We start from the raw sequence: 20,317 nt of genomic DNA, 5'->3' as shown, positions 1-20,317 counted from the left end.
CTGTAGGCCGGATAAGACGCAGCCGCCATCCGGCAATTTGCCTGATGGCGCTACGCTTATCTGGCCTACGTTCACCAGCCATCACTCCGCCAGAAACAGCTCCAGCAGCGAATTCAAGAACAGCTTACCGTGTTGGGTAATCTGCCAGTATTCATCGCATTCACTCAGGTAGCCCAGGGAAATAGCCTCATCGATCTGTCGACGAATAACGTCTTCGGTAAGACCGGTATATTGCGTGAACTCCGCGCGAGGCGCGGCTTCCAGCAGCCGGAAACGATTCATGAAGAACTCGAACGGCTTATCGGCTTCGGCGACATCGCGCTGGCTTTCGAGATAACGCCCTTGCATATACCCACGCGGATGCCGTGTTTTGGTGGTGCGCAGGATGCGTCCGTCAGGGAATGTGATCTTACCGTGTGCGCCGCAGCCAATGCCAAGATAGTCGCCAAAACGCCAGTAGTTAAGGTTGTGCTGACACTGATAACCCGGTCTGGCGTAGGCTGAGGTTTCGTACTGCTGATATCCCGCGGCGGTCAGTAGCTGGTGGCCTTGCTCAAAAATATCCCACAGCGCGTCATCGTCCGGTAAAACCGGCGGTCGGGAACCGAACAGCGTGTTGGGTTCGATGGTCAACTGATACCAGGAAAGATGCGGTGGGTTGAGCGCGATGGCCTGCTGTAAATCACCCAGCGCCTCTTCCAGCGTCTGATCCGGCAAACCATGCATCAGGTCGAGGTTAAAGCTGCGTAGCCCCAGACCGCTCGCCAGGTGTGCAGCTCGTTTGGCTTCTTCCGGCCCGTGAATACGTCCTAGACGTTCGAGTTTGGCGGAGCTAAAGCTCTGTACGCCAATCGAGATACGGTTGACGCCAGCGCGTTGATAATCCACAAAGCGATCGGCTTCCACCGTCCCGGGATTCGCCTCCATCGTGATTTCTGCATCTTCGGCCAGATTCAGCCGTGCTCGCACGCCGTCGAGCAGCGTTTGCATCGCCGGGCCAGAAAGCAGGCTCGGCGTGCCACCACCGATAAAAATCGTCTTTACTTCACGTCCCTGGGCGTGGGCCACCTCAGTATCCAGATCGCTCAGCAGATGCTGCACATAGTCATCATGAGGGACTTCGCCCTTTAGCGCATGCGAGTTGAAGTCGCAGTACGGGCATTTCTGCACGCACCACGGGATGTGAATATAAAGACTTAGCGGTGGAAGCTTAACCATTACGCAGGGCATCCAGCAACAGCTTCAGTGCCTGTCCGCGGTGAGAAATCGCACTCTTTTCTTCACGGGTCAGTTCGGCTGCGGTTTTCCCTTCAGACGGCACAAAGAAGATCGGGTCGTAGCCAAAACCACCGTTTCCGGCAGGTTCACGGGTAATCACGCCCGGCCAGCTTCCGTGGCAAACAACAGGCGTTGGATCGTCTGCATGGCGCATATACACCAGCACGCAGTGGAACTGCGCCTGGCGCTTGTCATCAGGAATATCCCGCAGGGTGTGAAGCAGTTTTTCCAGGTTCTGCTGATCGGTCGCATCTTCGCCGGAATAGCGGGCTGAATAGATACCCGGCGCGCCGCCAAGGGCATTTACTGCCAGACCTGAGTCATCAGCAATGGCCGGTAAGCCGGTAATTTGCGCGGCATGACGCGCCTTCAGAATGGCGTTCTCAATAAACGTCAGCCCGGTCTCGTCTGCAGAATCAACACCCAGTTCCGTTTGGGCAACAACATCAAGACCGAAATCACTCAGAAGAGAGGCGAGTTCACGCACTTTACCGGCATTGCCGGTCGCGAGGACAACTTTTTGCATGGGATACCTAATCAGTTAACGCCGCAATTTCGGGCGGGATCTGTTGCGGATGAATGATTTTAACCTGTTTGTGACGACCAAGCTCGCCCTTCTCAATGACGACCTGGCTTTTTGCCACACGGAACTGTTTGCCGAGAAACTTCACCAGATGGCTATTGGCCTGGCCATCTACCGGTGGGGCGGTAATGGCGACTTTAACTTCGTCGCCATGTAAACCCACAATACTGTCACGGCTGGCTTTAGGCTGAATGTAGAGCCGTAAAACCAGACCGTCGTCGCAGGGTGTAACGGCACTCATAGCGCCATCCACAGCCCCGGCAGCAGCATGTTGCCTGTCGCCTGTAACACTTCCGCGATGCCCATGTTAATAACGTAGAGCAGCAGAACCAGAATCATTGGGGAGAAATCGATCCCGCCCATGCCTGGAAGTATGCGACGGATAGGACGCAGCAGCGGATCTGCCAGTTGAATCAGCACGTACTCTACAGGACTGCGGCCCTGGCTGACCCAGCTCATAATTGCCATCACCAGCAGCACCCAGAAAATCAGCAGCCCGATAGTCTTCAGGACAATCAGTACGGCGGCGATCCAGATGATCGGCTGGAACGTGACCACCTTAAACAGCACGATTGCTTTGATAAAGCTGAGAACGAGCGCAACTAATGCCGATGCGCTGTCGATCGGTCCTATCGGGGGAATAATGCGGCGTAACGGCCCAATGATGGGCTGAGTGATTTTCACTATAAACTGCGAGAACGGGTTGTAAAAATCGCAGCGAGACCATTGCATCCACACGCGCAGCAGCAGCGCCATGGTATACAGCTCAATTACCGTTGAGAGCAGGAAGGTCAACGTATTCATGGTGTTCCTTAGTTTTCCTTATTTTTTAGTGTAATCACGAGCACCAAAAATGGCAGTGCCAATGCGCACCATCGTGCTACCCGCCGCGATGGCGGCATCCATATCATCAGACATTCCCAGTGAGAGAGTGTCGATGCCTGGGTAGCGTGTTTTCAACCCGGCAAATGCTACCGCCATTTGCTGTGCAACTTCAAACTGCCTTACATAATCTGACTCTGGAGCCGGAATCGCCATCAGACCACGCAGGGTAATGCGCGGCAGTGCAGCGACTTCAGCGGCCAGTGCATCAAGCTCTGCCAGCGGAATGCCTGACTTACTGTTCTCATCGCTGATATTAATTTGAATCAGTACATTGAGCGGCGGCAGTTCCGCCGGGCGCTGTTCGCTCAGACGGGCAGCGATACGCAGACGGTCGATCGTATGGCACCAGTCAAAGTGCTCGGCGACCAGACGACTTTTGTTGGACTGCAGCGGGCCGATAAAGTGCCACTGCAGATCGTTGACGCCTTTTTCCTGGAAGTAGCGGATTTTATCCACCCCTTCCTGCACATAGTTTTCACCGAAGGCACGCTGCCCTGCGGTAATGGCTTCTTCGATGGCGCTCGCAGGTTTGGTTTTACTGACTGCAAGCAACGTAACTTCTTCTGAAGACCGCCCGCAACGCGTCGCGGCGGCTGAGATTTTGTCCCGGACATGTGCCAGGTTATGCGCGATATCGTTCATTTTCCGAGGATGTTCATATGAATATGGAAGAAATAGTGGCCCTTAGTGTAAAGCATAACGTGTCGGATCTACACCTGTGCAATGCATGGCCTGCGCGCTGGCGCATACGTGGAAAAGTCGAAATCGCACCCTTTACTACGCCTGACGTGGAGAATCTGCTGATGTGCTGGCTCAATGAGCAACAACAGGTACAGTGGCAGGAACAGGGGCAGTTGGATTTTGCTATTGCGCTGGCAGGTTCCCAGCGGCTGCGCGCCAGTGCTTTTGTTCATCAACAGGGAACCTCGCTGGCGCTAAGATTGCTCCCGCTTGATTGTCCACGTTTAGACGATCTCCAGACCCCTGACGTCATACCTGAACTGCTGCGCAGTGAAAATGGGTTAATTCTGGTGACAGGCGCTACCGGTAGCGGTAAATCAACGACCCTGGCGGCGATGGTGGCATATCTTAACCAGCACGTTGCGGGACATATTTTGACGCTGGAAGATCCCATTGAATATCGCTACACCAGCCAGCGTTGTCTTATTCACCAACGGGAGGTGGGCGTACACTGCGCTTCTTTTGCCGCCGGTTTACGCGGCGCGCTGCGTGAAGATCCCGACGTCATTTTGCTGGGCGAACTGCGCGACGCGGAAACTATTCGCCTGGCGTTAACGGCAGCGGAAACCGGGCATCTGGTGCTGGCAACGTTACATACGCGAGGGGCGGCGCAGGCCATCGCGCGGCTGGTGGATACCTTTCCCGCACAGGAGAAAGATCCGGTGCGTAATCAGCTGGCAGACAGCCTACGGGCGGTACTTTCGCAAAAGCTGGAGGAAGATAAGTTGGGAGGACGCGTGGCGCTATTTGAGCTGCTCGTCAACACGCCAGCCGTGGGCAATTTGATTCGTGAAGGGAAAACGCATCAGCTACCCGGCGTAATTCAAACCGGGCAGCAGACAGGTATGCAGACGTTTACGCAGAGCCAGCAGCAGCGCCAGGCGCAGGGTCGGCTTTAGTAGCCCTGCTCGAAATAGCTTTCGAGAATAATAACGGCAGAAGCGGAGTCCACTTTGCCTTTATTCAACGCCCGGTATCCGCCTTGTTCGAACAGGCCGGAGCGGGCCTCGACGGTGCTCAAGCGTTCATCGTGCAGCGTTACGGTTACGCCAAAGCGACCGTGAATACGGTTAGCGAACTTACGCGCGCGTGCGGTAAGGGGCTGTTCTGTGCCATCCATGTTGAGTGGTAGGCCGACAATGATTTCATCCGGCTGCCATTCTTTCAGCAGGCGTTCAATCAAACTCCAGTCTGGCGTACCGTCCTGCGCCTTAATGGCGGGCAACGGTCTGGCCGTACCGGTAATGCGCTGACCAACAGCAACACCAATACTTTTCGTACCAAAATCAAAAGAGAGTAATGTTCCGCTCATCAGGCATGTCCCGCCACGCCAGGCATGGTCTGAATATCTATCCCGATAAGCTTCGCCGCATCGCGCCAGCGGTCGGCAATCGGCGTTTTGAATAAGATGTTGAGGTCTGCGGGCGCCGTGAGCCAGGCGTTATCCAGTAGCTCTTGTTCCAGTTGACCTTTTTCCCATGATGAATAACCCAGAGCAACCAGCACTTCGGACGGTTGTTCTTGCGTGCCCAGGGTTTCTAGTACATCGCGGGAGGTTGTGATGATGGTGTTATCTGAGATGCGAATACTGGAGGCAAAGCGTGACGGTGGAGTGTGGAGAATAAATCCACGGTCTTCCGCCAGCGGGCCGCCGAGCATCACTGGTTTATCCAGACGAATGGCCGGATCGCGTTCTTCTGGGGTAATCTTCAGCTTTTCCAGAATCCCTTCAATTTGTAAGTTTTCCAGAGGCTTATTGACGATAATCCCCATTGCTCCGTTCTCATTATGTTCACAGATGTACACCACGGAACGGCGGAAAATCGGATCCTGGAGAGCAGGCATGGCAATCAGAAAGTGATGCTGTAAATTCATTGTCAGAGGTTCTGTTTCCTGGTTCAAAAAAGCAACAGAGCCCAGTATGTGGGCAAAGCTCGAAGATGTCACCCTCTGAAGATAGCATTGCCGGATGACGGCTTCGCCTAATCCGGCCTGCGGGGTGCAATTCCAGGCCGGATAAGACGCGATAGCGTCGCTATCCGGCAACGTATTTATTTCTGTAAACGCGCCTCAATGGCATCCATCAGCATACCGGTAATCGAAACCGGGAACTCCGCTTCAATTTCACGAATACAGGTTGGGCTGGTAACGTTAATTTCCGTCAGACGATCGCCAATGATATCCAGACCGACAAAAATCAAACCTTTCGCTTTCAGCGTTGGCCCAATGCGACGTGCAATTTCCCAGTCGCTGTCGGTCAATGGACGCGGCTCGCCACGACCGCCAGCGGCCAGGTTGCCACGGGTTTCGCCGCCCTGCGGAATACGCGCCAGGCAATAAGGAACGGGTTCGCCATCGACCACCAGGACGCGTTTATCGCCATCTTTAATTGCTGGCAGATAGTTCTGCGCCATGCAGTAGCGGGTACCGTGCTCGGTCAGCGTTTCAGCAATGACGCCAAGGTTCGGGTCGCCTTCCTTCACACGGAAAATAGATGCGCCGCCCATGCCGTCCAGCGGTTTGAGAATGATGTCGCTGTGTTTTTGCCAGAAGGCTTTCAGCTGCGCTTTGTTACGCGTGACCAGCGTTTCCGGCGTCAGGTCGGCAAACCATGCGGTGAACAGCTTTTCGTTGCAGTCGCGCAGGCTCTGCGGTTTGTTGACGATCAGCGTCCCTTTTTCTTCTGCACGTTCCAGAATATAGGTTGCGTAGATGAACTCGGTATCAAACGGCGGATCCTTACGCATCAGAATAACGTCCAGGTCTGCCAGCGGGAGATCCTGCTCGCTCTTGAACTCATACCATTTGTCGTAGTTCTGCTCTACGCTCAGGGTACGCGTATGGGCGCGGGCTTCACCGTTGATCAGATAAAGATCGGCCATCTCCATATAATGAATTTCGTAACCGCGACGTTGCGCTTCCAGCAGCATAGCGAAGCTGGAATCTTTCTTGATGTTGATGCTTGCGATGGGATCCATCACGATGCCGAGCTTGATCATTTTCTTCTCCGTTTATGCCTTAGCCTAGATCGCCAAAACGCACCTGTAGCGCAGTAATGGCGGTGAGCGCGGTTGTCTCAGTACGCAGAACGCGAGGTCCTAACAGAATATCAGTAAACTGATAACGTGCGGTCATGGCAATTTCATCTGCCGACAACCCGCCTTCCGGGCCAATCAGCAAGCGGATGCGTTCCACCGGCAGCGGCAGCGTATTGATGCTGGCGCTGGCGCGCGGATGCAGGTTCAGTTTCAGACCTTCGTCCTGTTCCGCGCACCATGCTTCCAAATCCATTGCCGGGCGAATTTCGGGCACCCGGTTACGACCGCACTGTTCGCAGGCGGCAATGGCGATTTTCTGCCACTGCTGGAGCTTCTTGTTCAGGCGTTCACTGTCCAGTTTAACGCCGCAGCGCTCAGAAAAAAGTGGCGTAATGAGGCTTACACCCAATTCGATCGATTTCTGGATAGTGAATTCCATTTTTTCACCGCGCGACATCACCTGACCCAGGTGGATGTGCAACGGCGACTCACGATCGTCGAGTTCAGCGTTAAGTACCTTCACGTCCACGCTTTTTTTACTGGCGTGGGTGATTTCAGCGTCGAATACCTGATTGCTGCCATCAAACAGCTGTAGCGCCTGGCCCGGTCCCATACGCAGCACGCGGCCGATATGGTTGGCTGCATCTTCACACAGTGAAATTTGGCTGCCGGAAGTGATTGGCTCAGGGTGATAAATGCGAGGAATGCGCATAGTTAAACATCCGCGTCATGGCCCTGGGCTGCGAAAGGCCAGGGCATGGTTAAAAATATTGACGCTAGTGTAGGTTAGCTCTTTTGCGCCTGGCAAGCGCGTTGCACATATGGGTTATGGTTCCCCTGTACCTTTGCAATGCGTTCGTCGCGCTCACACTCCCAGTCGGTGACCGGATATTGCTTAATCCAGGCGTTAAAAAGCTGAGTTTGCTGGCGGGAGAGCGTCAGATCGTACTGGTCGCGCATGTAAAAATAGGTACGAGCAATGGCACCGCGGGCGCGGGCCGGCGGCTCGGCAACTTTCTCTTTGAAGTCGACCTTCATGGCGCATTGCCCATACTGACCCTCGCCACCGTTCCACTGGCTGTACATGAAGTTAGCGCGATCGCCATTTACCTCACCCACCGCAGGTTGCAGGTTATGCATGTCGCTTTCCATCTTACGATAGACCGGATCTTTGGCGCAGTTTTTACGCCCTCCGTCCTGCCAGCACTGACGCTGATGACCAAATTGCCAGGCGGGGACAACGTGCTCCCATTCAATTCGACTGGCGCGGTTTTCATTTTTTCGCACTTTATAGCCGCAGGATTCGAGGTCAACGACCCCTTTTTTGCCTTGCCAGTTAATTTTACAACCGCAGTAGAAATCGCCCGGCGCATCGGCGTTAACCTTGACGCCTGCTGCTTTTGCCTGAGAAAAACTGTTGATGCCTTCGGCTAAAACCGGGCCTGAAAACGCAGCGGCTAACAGGGCCGCAGCAAAAGAAAAATGACGGTACATCACAAACTCCGTGTCAAAACGAGCCCGCAACGTAGCGAAAGTTATTCCAGTATGCAATCAGTTAGGTCAGAAAAGTTCCTGATAATTCTGAAGATTATTCTGCAACCAGTGGTTCGCCGCAGTGAACACAGCGGTAGGTGGCCTCACCGCGCACAACGCGGTTATGGCGGCGGACGGTCAGTTGGTGCTCCTGACACTTACAGCGGTAAGTAAAAGTCTTGCGCTGCACCGATTGCAGTTCAAACTGATGCGTGCGCCGGGCCGGTACGCCCAGAACGCTTTCCATCATCCATTTCCACTCTTTCCCGTGTGGCGGCACGCGCCCAAAGTGCTTCCACACCAGTAAATGCGCCAGTTCATGGGGCACAACTTCGTTAATGAATGCGTCGACGTTTTCCATCAGCAGGACGGGATTAAGGCGAATTTCATAGGTTTGTAGCCACGCAGTGCCCGCGGCGGTGCCGCGCTGTTGGTAAACCAGCTTTGGCTCCGGGTATTGGCGTTCGAGCTTGAGATTGGCCTGGGCGAGTTTTTCCCGCAGGCTACGCATAACGGCTTGCTGGATGGCGATAGGGAGACGGGCGGTTTTCATAACGCCAGAGGATAGTGCGACAGGGAAGGGACTGCAAGAGGAAGGCTTCCTCCGCTGGGGAGGAAGCCTTTGGTGATTAGTCGTGTGCGCCAATTTCGCGCAGTTTACGACCCTTCATCAGGTTACGCTCAATGTGTTCCAGAGAGACGTTTTTAGTTTCAGGGATCAGCCACAGAGTCAGGAAGATGAACAGTACGTTCAGGCCGCCGTAGACCCAGAAGGTGTTGGCGCTGCCCAGTGAGTTCAGCATCGTCAGGAAGGTTGCGCCGACGATCATGTTGGCAATCCAGTTGGTTGCAGTAGAGCAGGTGATGCCGAAATCGCGGCCTTTCAGCGGCTGGATTTCAGAGCACAGTACCCAAATCAGCGGACCAGCGCTCATGGCAAAGCCAACGATAAACATCAGCAGCATCAGTACTGCGAAGTATTGTGCGGATGCCGAGTGAATACCAACGTGCATCATTGTCCCCAGAACGCCCATACCAACAGCCATCACGATAAAGCCAAGGATCAGAGTAGGTTTGCGGCCCCAACGGTCAACCAGGCCAATGGCGATAAAGGTTGCCAGTACGTTGGTCAGACCGACGATAACAGTCCCCCACATCTGCTCAGTGGTGTTGGTGTAGCCCGCCAGCTCAAAGATTTTCGGTGCGTAATACATGATGACGTTCATCCCGGTGAACTGCTGCATCACCTGTAACAGAACGCCAAGGAATACCGCGCGACGGAAGTTGCTGTTTTCTTTAAACAGCGCCCAGCCGCTCTGCTTCACCTGCAGACTTTCACGGATTTCATCCAGCTCGCGTTTGGCTTCTGCGCTGGTGTCACGCAGACGCAACAGGACGCGTTCGGCATCAACAAAACGACGTTTAGCTGCAAACCAACGTGGGCTGTCCGGCAGGAAGATAACGCCAACCAGCAGCAGCAGGGCAGGGATGATGATTACACCCAGCATCCAGCGCCATGCGCCGCTGTAGCTAAACGCTGTATCGGAAAGATACGCGCCCAAAATACCGATGGTGATCATCAGCTGATACATGGAGATCATGCTGCCACGAATCTTTTCCGGGGCAATTTCAGACAGGTACAGCGGCGCGGTATAAGACGCAACACCTACAGCCAGGCCGAGCAGCACGCGGGAAACCAGCAGGACTTCAACGTTTGGCGCAGCGGCGGAGAACAGTGAACCCGCAACAAACAAGATCGCACCGATCATCAGGCTTTTTTTGCGTCCCAGTTTGAAGGAGAGCCAACCGCTGCCGACAGCACCTACCGCCGCACCAAACATCATGGAACTCACCACCCATTCCTGAGTGTGCGGGGTAATTTGAAACTCGTCGGTGATGAACGGTAAAGCACCGGCAATAACACCGATATCCAGGCCAAAAAGTAATCCAGCCAGGGCTGCCAGAAAGCAGACAAAAAATGTCATGGCTTTGTTGGAACGCCCCGTTTTTTTATTGTCAGGCATGATGCCCTCCGGTTGGGTAGCTAGTTTTGTTGATGTTAAGGGTAGGTGAGTACGGGGTAAAAAAATGCGAATCACATCACATTAGTGTAATCGCTTACACTGTCATTCATGCGGGTTATCAGTTAATTCATTGAAAGTTAACATTATTTATTGGGATTAAATAATGTTTGTCGTCTGAATTTAAGACAATGATGAAAGATAATGTAACAGTGATGCAAGTGTGCTGGCTAAGAGATGTTAATTCAAGGTAGAGGGAAATATGGTGTGATGTAATCGCTTTCATTTTCATTTAAAGCAATAGTAATCAGCGCGGTTTGGTGATGGATGTGGGAGAGGAAATAGGTATAAAAAAAGACCAGCGCGAGGCTGGTCTTCATAAGCGTTAAGTCTGGTTTAAATTACTTCAGACCGGCAGCGTCGCGCAGCAACTGTGCTTTGTCGGTTTTTTCCCATGGGAAATGTTCGCGACCAAAGTGACCGTAAGCAGCGGTTTCTTTGTAAATCGGGTGCAGCAGATCCAGCATCTGAATCAGGCCATACGGGCGCAAGTCGAAGAACTCACGCACCAAAAGGGTCAGCTGCTCTGAAGGCACTTTTTCAGTACCGAACGTTTCCACCATGATAGATGTCGGTTCCGCCACGCCGATTGCGTAGGAAACCTGAATCTCACAACGGTCAGCCAGGCCTGCGGCAACGATGTTTTTCGCTACGTAACGGGCTGCATAGGCTGCGGAACGGTCAACTTTAGACGGATCTTTACCAGAGAATGCACCGCCGCCGTGACGCGCCATGCCGCCGTAGGTATCAACGATGATTTTACGACCGGTCAGACCGCAGTCGCCCATCGGGCCGCCGATAACGAAACGACCAGTTGGGTTGATGAAGAATTTGGTCGAAGCGGTCAGCCATTCAGTCGGCAGTACCGGCTTGATGATCTCTTCCATAACGGCTTCTTGCAGCGATTTCTGGTCGATATCTTCAGAGTGCTGAGTAGACAGAACAACCGCATCAATACCGACGATTTTGCCGTCGTCATACTGGAAGGTTACCTGGCTTTTTGCATCCGGACGCAGCCAGGATAAGGTGCCGTTTTTACGCACTTCAGCCTGACGCTGCACCAGACGGTGAGCATAGGTAATAGGTGCTGGCATCAGCACGTCGGTTTCGTTGGTTGCATAACCAAACATCAGGCCCTGGTCGCCTGCGCCCTGTTCCAGCGGATCGGCACGGTCAACACCCTGGTTGATGTCCGGAGACTGTTTACCAATCGCGCTCAGTACCGCGCAAGAGTTGGCGTCAAAGCCCATGTCGGAATGCACATAGCCAATTTCGCGAACCGTGTTACGGGTGATCTCTTCGATATCAACCCATGCGCTGGTGGTGATCTCACCGCCAACTAAAACCATACCGGTTTTGACGTAGGTTTCGCAGGCAACGCGTGCTTTTGGATCCTGTTCCAGGATTGCATCCAGCACAGCATCAGAGATTTGGTCAGCGATTTTGTCAGGATGCCCTTCTGATACGGACTCGGACGTAAAAAGGTGTTTTGCCATATTTAATTTCACCTAAGGAGAATTTGGTTAGCTCAAACTGTCGAGTGGAATAGCCATGTGTAGAAGATTCTACCATGAGTCTGCAGATGACGGACACTGGCAGTCTGAGTGTTAATCGGTATAGATGGATTAACATCTGGACGGCTATTTTAGGACAGTTCTTCGCCTGATTTCCAGCTTTTTTTGATTGAGGTCGCATTGTACTGAAAATGTAACTGGAAATTTTTCCTGACGGTGCTGGCAATGTGCATATTTATCTTTTGCTTTTTGACTTTCTTATCGGTATAAAACGCGGCGCGCGGCTCATACAAAAGCACACGACGTTTTCATCGTGTTGCCACTTCCAGCCGGGTTAAAACTTTAGCTTTGGCTTGTGGGTTCGTTCCGTAAGGAGCAACCGTGGAGGTGATACGAGATAATGAACCGTTGTATTCTGCAGAATCTGTCGCACCGTTCTGGTGTACATATGTCCCCCGCAATCTGCATCTCTGCTTTGCATACCTGTCGATGTTATATACACAAAATCATTTATGCTGCGTCGAGGCGGCAAGTGAATGAGTCCCCTGAACGTACGAGTAGTACGTGACTGGGGCGAATGAGCGTAGCCAACAAAGAGGCTGCATGAAGGATGAAGTGTATACCCATCTCGGCGTATCTCAGGACTCAAGAGCCGGTAACGGTCACTAAGAACTGAACAAGGGCGCTCTTGGTAAACAAGAGTTTTCTCGTGGTTTCGCCGAACCGTCAGCATTAAGTTCGGTTACGTGTTTACATTGATATGAAAAAGAAACCGGTCGCACAGTCGGAGCGTCAGCACTATCTGCTGCAAATTCTGCCTGTATTTGGGTTGTTATCGCGTCTTCGGATTGCGATAGTAGTCAACTGTTTTACACTTGTTAATAAAATTTGAGGTTCGCTATGTCTGACGACATTTCTTTGGGTTCGCCTTCGTCAGCAGGCGAACACGGTGTACTACGCTCCATGCAGGAGGTTGCAATGAGTTCCCAGGAAGCCAGCAAGATGCTGCGTACTTACAATATTGCCTGGTGGGGTAATAACTACTACGACGTCAATGAACTGGGTCACATCAGCGTGTGCCCGGATCCGGACGTACCCGAAGCGCGCGTTGACCTTGCTGAGTTGGTGAAAGCCCGTGAAGCGCAGGGCCAGCGTTTGCCTGCATTGTTCTGCTTCCCGCAGATCCTGCAACACCGTCTGCGTTCGATTAACGCCGCGTTTAAACGTGCCCGTGAATCTTACGGTTACAACGGTGACTATTTTCTCGTTTACCCGATCAAGGTCAACCAGCACCGTCGCGTGATTGAATCGCTGATCCACTCCGGTGAACCGCTGGGACTGGAAGCGGGTTCCAAAGCTGAACTGATGGCCGTTCTGGCCCATGCCGGAATGACCCGTAGCGTGATCGTGTGTAACGGTTATAAAGACCGCGAATATATCCGTCTGGCGCTGATTGGCGAGAAGATGGGCCATAAGGTCTATCTGGTCATCGAGAAGATGTCTGAAATCGCTATCGTGCTGGATGAAGCTGAACGCCTGAATGTCGTTCCGCGTCTGGGCGTGCGTGCGCGTCTGGCGTCGCAGGGCTCTGGCAAGTGGCAGTCCTCCGGCGGGGAAAAATCGAAATTCGGCCTGGCGGCAAACCAGGTGCTGCAACTGGTCGAAATTCTGCGCGAGCGCGGTCGTCTGGACAGCATTCAGTTGCTGCACTTCCACCTTGGCTCGCAGATGGCGAACATTCGTGATATCGCCACCGGCGTACGTGAATCGGCGCGTTTCTACGTTGAGCTGCACAAGCTTGGCGTCAATATCCAGTGCTTCGACGTGGGCGGTGGTCTGGGCGTGGATTACGAAGGTACCCGTTCGCAGTCTGACTGTTCTGTAAACTACGGCCTGAACGAATATGCCAACAACATCATCTGGGCTATTGGCGACGCCTGTGAAGAACACGGTCTGCCTCATCCGACGGTAATCACCGAGTCTGGCCGCGCGGTTACCGCGCACCATACCGTGCTGGTATCTAACATTATCGGCGTTGAGCGTAGCGAACACACAGAAGCAACGCCTCCGGCTGACGATGCGCCGCGTGCTCTGCAAAGCATGTGGGAAACCTGGCAAGAAATGCATGAACCGGGAACTCGCCGTTCGCTGCGTGAATGGCTGCACGACAGCCAGATGGATCTGCACGATATTCACGTTGGTTACTCTTCAGGTACCTTTAGCCTGCAAGAGCGCGCGTGGGCTGAGCAGCTTTATCTGAACATGTGCCATGAAGTGCAGAAACAACTCGACCCGAGCAACCGCGCGCATCGCCCGATTATCGACGAGCTGCAGGAGCGTATGGCGGATAAGATTTACGTCAACTTCTCGCTGTTCCAGTCGATGCCGGATGCGTGGGGGATCGATCAGCTGTTCCCGGTAATGCCGCTGGAAGGACTGAACCAGGTACCTGAGCGCCGTGCGGTGCTGTTGGATATCACCTGTGACTCTGATGGCGCTATCGACCACTATGTTGACGGTGATGGCATTGCGACCACCATGCCGATGCCGGAATACGATCCGGAGAACCCGCCGATGCTGGGCTTCTTTATGGTGGGGGCGTACCAGGAGATCCTCGGCAACATGCACAACCTTTTTGGTGATACCGAAGCGGTTGACGTGTTCGTCTTCCCTGACGGCAGTGTGGAAGTTGAGCTGTCTGATGAAGGGGATACCGTGGCGGATATGTTGCAGTACGTGCAACTGGATCCGAACACCCTGCTGACGCAGTTCCGTGACCAGGTGAAAAACACCGATCTGGATACCGAGCTGCAGCAACAGTTCCTCGAAGAGTTTGAGGCCGGTCTGTACGGTTATACTTATCTGGAAGATGAGTAACGATAAATGCCTGCTGGCGCTACGCTTACCGGGCCTACGAAAGTAGGTTGGATAAGGCGAAGCCGCATTTGTGGCACTTACTTGAATCCGTACAAAATAACGGCGATAATTTGCCGTAAATATGCAGCTACCAAATCAATCCCTTCCTCGTCGGGCTTAACGACGCGGAGGGGATTTTTTTTCATCGATTTTTAAAGAGGTCAGTACATGAGCACCTTAGGTCATCAATACGACAACTCCCTGGTTTCTAACGCCTTTGGTTTTTTACGTCTGCCGATGAACTTCATGCCATACGAAAGCGACGCCGATTGGGTGATCACCGGCGTACCGTTTGATATGGCAACGTCTGGTCGTGCGGGCGGGCGTCATGGTCCGGCGGCAATCCGTCAGGTTTCCACTAACCTGGCGTGGGAACACAACCGCTTCCCGTGGAACTTCGATATGCGCGAGCGCCTGAACGTGGTGGACTGCGGCGATCTGGTTTATGCCTTCGGTGATGCGCGTGAAATGAGTGAAAAACTGCAGGCTCATGCTGAGAAGCTGCTTTCTGCCGGTAAGCGGATGCTCTCCTTCGGCGGCGACCACTTCGTCACGCTGCCGCTGTTGCGCGCGCACGCTAAGCATTTTGGTAAAATGGCGCTGGTGCACTTTGATGCCCACACAGATACCTACGCGAACGGCTGCGAATTCGACCACGGCACCATGTTCTACACTGCGCCGAACGAAGGGCTGATCGATCCGAATCACTCTGTGCAGATTGGTATTCGTACCGAATTCGACAAAGACAACGGCTTTACCGTGCTGGATGCCTGCCAGGTGAACGATCGCAGCGTAGATGACATCATCGCCCAGGTTAAGCAGATTGTCGGTGATATGCCGGTGTATCTGACCTTTGATATCGACTGTCTGGATCCAGCGTTTGCGCCGGGTACCGGTACGCCAGTGATTGGCGGTCTGACTTCCGATCGCGCGATCAAGCTGGTACGTGGTCTGAAAGATCTGAACATCGTCGGGATGGACGTTGTTGAAGTGGCTCCGGCTTACGATCAGTCAGAGATCACCGCGCTGGCAGCGGCTACGCTGGCTCTGGAAATGCTGTACATCCAGGCAGCGAAAAAAGGCGAATAAGTTGTTTTGCCGGATGGCGCTAACGCTTATCCGGCCTACAGCTGGTTGATGTTTGTAGGCCGGATAAGGCGTTCACGCCGCATCCGGCATGATTAACGGTTATTTGATCCCGTCTGCGCTCATGCGATCGCGAATATGTTGCGCACGTTCTGCGGATGCCGGGTGATCGTCAAACATTGAGCTTTGACGTCCAGCTTCCAGTTTGGCCAGTTTCTCAAAGCTGGTGGCTAAACCTGCCGGATTGATCCCGCGTTTGCGCAACAAATCATACGAGTAATCATCCGCCTCGGATTCCTGACGCTGGGAGAACTGCGAGTTCACCAGTTTCTCGCCAAGATCGCCCAATTGCGACTGCGACAGGCTGCCGACAATGCCGCCAGCGGATGCCGCCGCTGCACGTACGGCGTTAGTACCCAGCGCAACCTGCATACCTTTTTTCACGTGACCCAGCGCGACGTGGCCCATTTCATGGCCGATTACCGCTTCGACTTCGTTGTCGGTCATCATATCCATCAGGCCGCTGTACACGCGGATACAGCCGTTTGCCATGGCAAAGGCATTCACATCTTTCGCCATATAGACTTTGTAGTTCACCGGCTGGCCGTTTATGTTATCGCCAAGCGCGGCGGCGATTTTGCCAAGACGCGTTGCGTACTCGCTGCTGGCCGGAGCGATAGTAGCCTTGCTGTCCATATCTTTACAGGCCTGATCGCTCAGCGCTTTTACCTGAGCATCCCTCAGACTGTAGGCCTGAAAAGCCTCCGCGCCAGAAGAAAGCAGTCCATTGGAGTCCATGTTCTGGCAGCCGGTCAATGCCGCAGCCATGCTCGTAGCAAGCAGTAAAGCGCGAATTTTCATTTTTTCTCTTCCGCACAAAGTCAGGATTATTCTAAAAATTACGTCGTTTGCAGGTGAACCGACGCTCGGCCTAAGTATAAAGAAAAGAACAATACGCGGGCGAGAAGATTGCGCAACTTGCGCGCATGATCCAGAGATTTCTGAAGCGGCAAAAGGATGCTCCATGTACATGACACGCGGCTTGGGTTACATTGTTGGCACTTTTTTCCGGCGTAGCCCAAAACGCGCTGTCGTCAAGTCGTTAAGGGCTCAGCCTTCATTATCCGATCTGGAGTCAAAATGTCCTCACGTAAAGAGCTTGCCAATGCTATTCGTGCGCTGAGCATGGACGCAGTACAGAAAGCCAAATCCGGTCACCCGGGTGCCCCGATGGGTATGGCTGACATTGCCGAAGTCCTGTGGCGTGATTTCCTGAACCACAACCCGACTAACCCGTCCTGGGCTGACCGTGACCGCTTCGTGCTGTCCAACGGCCACGGCTCCATGCTGATTTATAGCCTGCTGCACCTCACCGGCTACGATCTGCCGATGTCCGAGCTGCAGAACTTCCGTCAACTGCACTCCAAAACTCCGGGTCACCCGGAAGTGGGTTACACCGCGGGTGTTGAAACCACTACAGGTCCTCTGGGTCAGGGCATTGCGAATGCAGTGGGTATGGCTATCGCTGAAAAAACGCTGGCGGCGCAGTTTAACCGTCCAGGTCACGACATCGTTGACCACTTCACCTATGCTTTCATGGGCGACGGCTGCATGATGGAAGGTATCTCTCACGAGGTATGTTCCCTGGCTGGTACGTTGAAGCTGGGTAAACTGGTTGCGTTCTACGATGACAACGGCATCTCTATCGATGGCCACGTTGAAGGCTGGTTCACCGATGACACCGCGAAGCGTTTTGAAGCTTACGGCTGGCATGTGGTTCGTGGCGTTGATGGCCACGATGCTGACGCCATTAAACGTGCAGTAGAAGAAGCACGCGCAGTGACCGACAAACCGTCCCTGCTGATGTGCAAAACCATCATCGGTTTCGGTTCTCCGAACAAAGCGGGTACTCACGACTCTCACGGTGCACCGCTGGGCGATGCAGAAATCGCACTGACCCGTGAACAGCTGGGCTGGAAATACGCGCCGTTCGAAATCCCGTCTGAAATCTACGCGCAGTGGGATGCGAAAGAAGCCGGTCAGGCAAAAGAAGCTGCATGGAACGAGAAGTTCGCTGCTTATGCGAAAGCCTACCCGCAGGAAGCGGCTGAATTTACCCGTCGTATGAAAGGTGAAATGCCGTCTGACTTCGACGCAAAAGCGAACGAGTTCATTGCTAAGCTGCAGGCTAATCCGGCGAAAATCGCCAGCCGTAAAGCTTCTCAGAACGCGATTGAAGCCTTCGGTCCTCTGCTGCCTGAATTCCTCGGCGGCTCCGCTGACCTGGCACCGTCTAACCTGACGCTGTGGTCTGGTTCGAAAGCGATTAACGAAGATACTGCCGGTAACTACATCCATTACGGCGTGCGTGAATTTGGTATGACCGCGATTGCCAACGGTATCTCGCTGCACGGTGGTTTCCTGCCGTACACCTCCACCTTCCTGATGTTCGTGGAATATGCCCGTAACGCGGTGCGTATGGCTGCGCTGATGAAACAGCGTCAGGTCATGGTCTACACCCACGACTCCATCGGTCTGGGCGAAGACGGCCCGACTCACCAGCCGGTAGAGCAGGTTGCTTCTCTGCGTGTGACCCCGAACATGAGCACATGGCGTCCGTGTGACCAGGTTGAATCCGCCGTTGCGTGGAAATACGGTGTTGAGCGTCAGGACGGCCCGACCGCGCTGATCCTCTCCCGCCAGAACCTGGCACAGCAGGAGCGTACCGAAGAGCAGCTGGCAAACATCGCTCGCGGTGGTTACGTGCTTAAAGACTGCGACGGTCAGCCGGAACTGATCTTCATCGCTACCGGTTCTGAAGTTGAGCTGGCTGTGGCTGCGTGGGACAAACTGACTGCCGAAGGCGTGAAGGCTCGCGTGGTTTCCATGCCGTCTACCGACGCGTTCGACAAACAGGATGCCGCTTACCGTGAGTCTGTGCTGCCGAAAGCGGTTTCCGCTCGCGTTGCAGTGGAAGCAGGTATCGCTGACTACTGGTTCAAATACGTGGGCCTGAACGGCGCAATCGTCGGTATGACCACCTTTGGTGAGTCTGCTCCGGCAGAGCTGCTGTTTGAAGAGTTCGGCTTCACCGTAGACAACGTTGTCGCGAAAGCAAAAGAACTGCTGTAATTTCGATTACAGGTGAAAACGGGTCGCTCAGGCGACCCGTTTTTTTTTGCTTTTCCGGAACGCGCCGCGCGTTGCGCAATCGCACGGCGCAGTCTGCTATCCAGACCGTCTGCGGCATCGTTGAAGGGCTCCGGGACTCGGACCTCGCGCTGGTGATTAGATGTAGGTTAGGGGGCTTTCTGATTTAAATCAGGGTGTGTAACACGACAACGAAATAATTTTGCTACGGTTATTCGTCATTCTGGAATATGGAATAAATTTAGCGTTGAAGGGCGTTAAAATGTGACGCAAGTCAGATAACTGTGTTCTGTTGCTGGACAATCATTCCTTTTATTCCGCGTTTCGCTTATTCTAGCTGAAGCGTTTCAGTCGATTAAATGTTCGACAATTAACCAATTAGTCGCAGTTTGCGACAGGTAAGGTTTCCCTGAGCGATTTGCTGCATTACTCTGTCTGCCACATCGTTTCTGAGAAATCCTTGCAGGAGACCTATGACCGTACGCGTAGCGATTAATGGTTTCGGTCGCATCGGACGCAACGTGGTTCGTGCTTTGTATGAATCCGGGCGTCGGGCGGAAATCACCGTGGTGGCAATCAACGAACTTGCGGATGCTGCAGGCATGGCGCATTTGTTGAAATATGACACCAGCCATGGACGTTTTGCCTGGGATGTTCGTCAGGAACGTGACCAGCTCATCGTTGGCGATGACGCTATCCGCATTCTGCATGAGCGAACACTCGATGCACTTCCATGGCGCGAACTGGGTGTCGACATCGTGCTGGATTGTACGGGGGTCTTCGGCAATCGCGAACACGGCGAGGCGCATATTGCCGCTGGTGCAAAAAAAGTGCTCTTTTCACATCCTGGTAGTCACGACATCGACGCAACCGTTGTGTATGGCGTTAATCAGGATCAGCTGCGCGCTGAGCACCGGATCGTTTCCAACGCTTCCTGCACCACGAATTGCATAATACCCGTCATTAAATTGCTGGATGATGCTTACGGCATTGAGTCTGGTACCGTCACCACGATCCACTCTGCGATGCACGATCAGCAGGTTATTGATGCTTATCATCCTGACCTGCGTCGCACGCGAGCGGCCAGCCAGTCGATTATTCCGGTTGATACCAAACTGGCGGCGGGCATCACGCGAATTTTCCCGCAGTTTAACGATCGTTTTGAAGCGATAGCGGTGCGTGTACCAACCATAAATGTGACGGCGATCGACTTAAGCGTGACGGTGAAAAAACCAGTAAAAGCCAGTGAAGTCAACCAGTTGCTGCAAAAAGCAGCACAAGGTGCATTTCATGGTATAGTTGACTATACGGAATTACCGTTGGTCTCTGTAGATTTTAACCACGACCCGCACAGCGCCATCGTTGATGGTACGCAAACGCGTGTGAGTGGCGCTCACCTGATCAAAACGCTGGTCTGGTGTGATAATGAATGGGGCTTTGCTAACCGTATGCTCGACACTACGTTAGCGATGGCTGCTATTGGTTTCAGGCTCGACGCTTGAGCGTCGACAA

20 protein-coding genes and 1 pseudogene are annotated in these 20,317 nt (G+C 53.5%); 7 read left to right on the top strand and 14 right to left on the bottom strand.

The genetic code is table 11. The features are described from left to right. Window positions 1–81: 81 nt before the first annotated feature. From hemW to OGX92_RS12890, 5 genes are read right to left on the bottom strand one after another with little or no spacing between them, the layout of a single operon-like run. Window positions 82–1,218, bottom strand: a complete 1,137-nt coding sequence (gene hemW / locus OGX92_RS12910; protein ID WP_286586619.1) for a radical SAM family heme chaperone HemW — start codon at window positions 1,216–1,218, stop codon at window positions 82–84. Next, entirely contained in the window at window positions 1,211–1,804 is a 594-nt protein-coding gene (locus OGX92_RS12905; RefSeq protein WP_286586618.1) for an XTP/dITP diphosphatase, read from the bottom strand. Before OGX92_RS12905 ends, hemW begins: the two co-directional genes overlap by 8 nt. Before the next feature lie 7 nt (window positions 1,805–1,811). Continuing rightward, window positions 1,812–2,102 (bottom strand): DUF167 family protein YggU, encoded by a 291-nt coding sequence (gene yggU, locus OGX92_RS12900; protein ID WP_003027101.1) that lies wholly within the window; start codon window positions 2,100–2,102, stop codon window positions 1,812–1,814. Continuing rightward, window positions 2,099–2,665, bottom strand: a complete 567-nt coding sequence (locus OGX92_RS12895; RefSeq protein WP_200921209.1) for a YggT family protein — start codon at window positions 2,663–2,665, stop codon at window positions 2,099–2,101. The genes yggU and OGX92_RS12895 overlap by 4 nt, the downstream gene beginning before the upstream one ends. Window positions 2,666–2,683: 18 nt before the next feature. Then, entirely contained in the window at window positions 2,684–3,388 is a 705-nt protein-coding gene (locus tag OGX92_RS12890) for a YggS family pyridoxal phosphate-dependent enzyme (protein ID WP_057067562.1), read from the bottom strand. A 17-nt stretch (window positions 3,389–3,405) separates the two neighbouring features. Between OGX92_RS12890 and OGX92_RS12885 the strand changes: the two genes are divergently transcribed. After that, a complete protein-coding gene (locus tag OGX92_RS12885; protein WP_003825426.1) occupies window positions 3,406–4,386 on the top strand; it encodes a type IV pilus twitching motility protein PilT in 981 nt (326 codons plus the stop codon). On the opposite strand, the gene ruvX is transcribed toward OGX92_RS12885, so the two are convergent. The 8 genes from ruvX to metK all read right to left on the bottom strand — a co-directional run bounded on the left by ruvX (window position 4,383) and on the right by metK (window position 11,635). Beyond that, the gene (gene ruvX, locus OGX92_RS12880; protein WP_003825428.1) at window positions 4,383–4,799 is read right to left on the bottom strand and encodes a Holliday junction resolvase RuvX; all 417 of its coding nucleotides are present in this window, start codon (window positions 4,797–4,799) and stop codon (window positions 4,383–4,385) included. The genes OGX92_RS12885 and ruvX overlap by 4 nt on opposite strands. Beyond that, on the bottom strand, window positions 4,799–5,362 hold the full coding sequence (locus OGX92_RS12875) for a YqgE/AlgH family protein (RefSeq protein ID WP_003027086.1): 564 nt from the start codon (window positions 5,360–5,362) through the stop codon (window positions 4,799–4,801). Before OGX92_RS12875 ends, ruvX begins: the two co-directional genes overlap by 1 nt. 176 nt (window positions 5,363–5,538) lie before the next feature. After that, complete coding sequence (gshB, locus tag OGX92_RS12870; RefSeq protein ID WP_003027083.1) at window positions 5,539–6,486, bottom strand: glutathione synthase; 948 nt, start codon at window positions 6,484–6,486, stop codon at window positions 5,539–5,541. A 19-nt stretch (window positions 6,487–6,505) separates the two neighbouring features. After that, window positions 6,506–7,237 (bottom strand): 16S rRNA (uracil(1498)-N(3))-methyltransferase, encoded by a 732-nt coding sequence (gene rsmE, locus OGX92_RS12865; RefSeq protein WP_008785768.1) that lies wholly within the window; start codon window positions 7,235–7,237, stop codon window positions 6,506–6,508. 74 nt (window positions 7,238–7,311) lie between these two features. Next, window positions 7,312–8,019, bottom strand: a complete 708-nt coding sequence (endA, locus tag OGX92_RS12860; protein WP_286586617.1) for a deoxyribonuclease I — start codon at window positions 8,017–8,019, stop codon at window positions 7,312–7,314. Between the two features lie 94 nt (window positions 8,020–8,113). Continuing rightward, complete coding sequence (locus tag OGX92_RS12855) at window positions 8,114–8,611, bottom strand: SprT family zinc-dependent metalloprotease (RefSeq protein WP_200921210.1); 498 nt, start codon at window positions 8,609–8,611, stop codon at window positions 8,114–8,116. A gap of 76 nt (window positions 8,612–8,687) precedes the next feature. Then, window positions 8,688–10,082, bottom strand: a complete 1,395-nt coding sequence (galP, locus tag OGX92_RS12850) for a galactose/proton symporter (RefSeq protein WP_008785766.1) — start codon at window positions 10,080–10,082, stop codon at window positions 8,688–8,690. Between the two features lie 398 nt (window positions 10,083–10,480). Beyond that, window positions 10,481–11,635, bottom strand: coding sequence for a methionine adenosyltransferase (gene metK, locus OGX92_RS12845; RefSeq protein ID WP_020996311.1), 1,155 nt, complete (start codon window positions 11,633–11,635; stop codon window positions 10,481–10,483). Window positions 11,636–12,053: 418 nt separating this feature from the next. On the opposite strand from metK, the pseudogene yqgG reads away from it, so the two are divergent. From yqgG to speB, 4 genes and pseudogenes are all read left to right on the top strand, one after another. Further along, a pseudogene (yqgG, locus tag OGX92_RS12840) lies at window positions 12,054–12,155 on the top strand (small protein YqgG); the annotation flags it as partial. Window positions 12,156–12,413: 258 nt separating this feature from the next. Further along, window positions 12,414–12,545, top strand: coding sequence for an acid stress response protein YqgB (gene yqgB / locus OGX92_RS12835; RefSeq protein ID WP_003027062.1), 132 nt, complete (start codon window positions 12,414–12,416; stop codon window positions 12,543–12,545). An 8-nt stretch (window positions 12,546–12,553) separates the two neighbouring features. Continuing rightward, complete coding sequence (gene speA, locus OGX92_RS12830; RefSeq protein ID WP_071692619.1) at window positions 12,554–14,530, top strand: biosynthetic arginine decarboxylase; 1,977 nt, start codon at window positions 12,554–12,556, stop codon at window positions 14,528–14,530. Between the two features lie 207 nt (window positions 14,531–14,737). Further along, the gene (speB, locus tag OGX92_RS12825) at window positions 14,738–15,658 is read left to right on the top strand and encodes an agmatinase (RefSeq protein WP_003825449.1); all 921 of its coding nucleotides are present in this window, start codon (window positions 14,738–14,740) and stop codon (window positions 15,656–15,658) included. Window positions 15,659–15,757: 99 nt separating this feature from the next. Here speB and loiP read toward each other — a convergent pair whose 3' ends face one another. Continuing rightward, a complete protein-coding gene (loiP, locus tag OGX92_RS12820) occupies window positions 15,758–16,516 on the bottom strand; it encodes a metalloprotease LoiP (RefSeq protein WP_286586616.1) in 759 nt (252 codons plus the stop codon). 279 nt (window positions 16,517–16,795) lie between these two features. On the opposite strand from loiP, the gene tkt reads away from it, so the two are divergent. Together tkt and epd are read left to right on the top strand one after the other, a co-directional pair. Next, window positions 16,796–18,787 carry a transketolase gene (gene tkt / locus OGX92_RS12815; RefSeq protein ID WP_003825453.1) on the top strand — a complete coding sequence of 664 codons (1,992 nt, stop codon included), beginning with the start codon at window positions 16,796–16,798 and terminating at the stop codon, window positions 18,785–18,787. 491 nt (window positions 18,788–19,278) lie between these two features. Continuing rightward, complete coding sequence (epd, locus tag OGX92_RS12810; protein ID WP_008785759.1) at window positions 19,279–20,307, top strand: erythrose-4-phosphate dehydrogenase; 1,029 nt, start codon at window positions 19,279–19,281, stop codon at window positions 20,305–20,307. Window positions 20,308–20,317 lie beyond the last annotated feature (10 nt).

Origin of the sequence: Citrobacter sp. Cpo089, from assembly GCF_030332695.1 — a bacterium.
Lineage (GTDB): Bacteria > Pseudomonadota > Gammaproteobacteria > Enterobacterales > Enterobacteriaceae > Citrobacter > Citrobacter portucalensis.
Note: the sequence above shows the minus strand (reverse complement) of the source record. Positions and strands in the feature narration are given on the sequence as shown.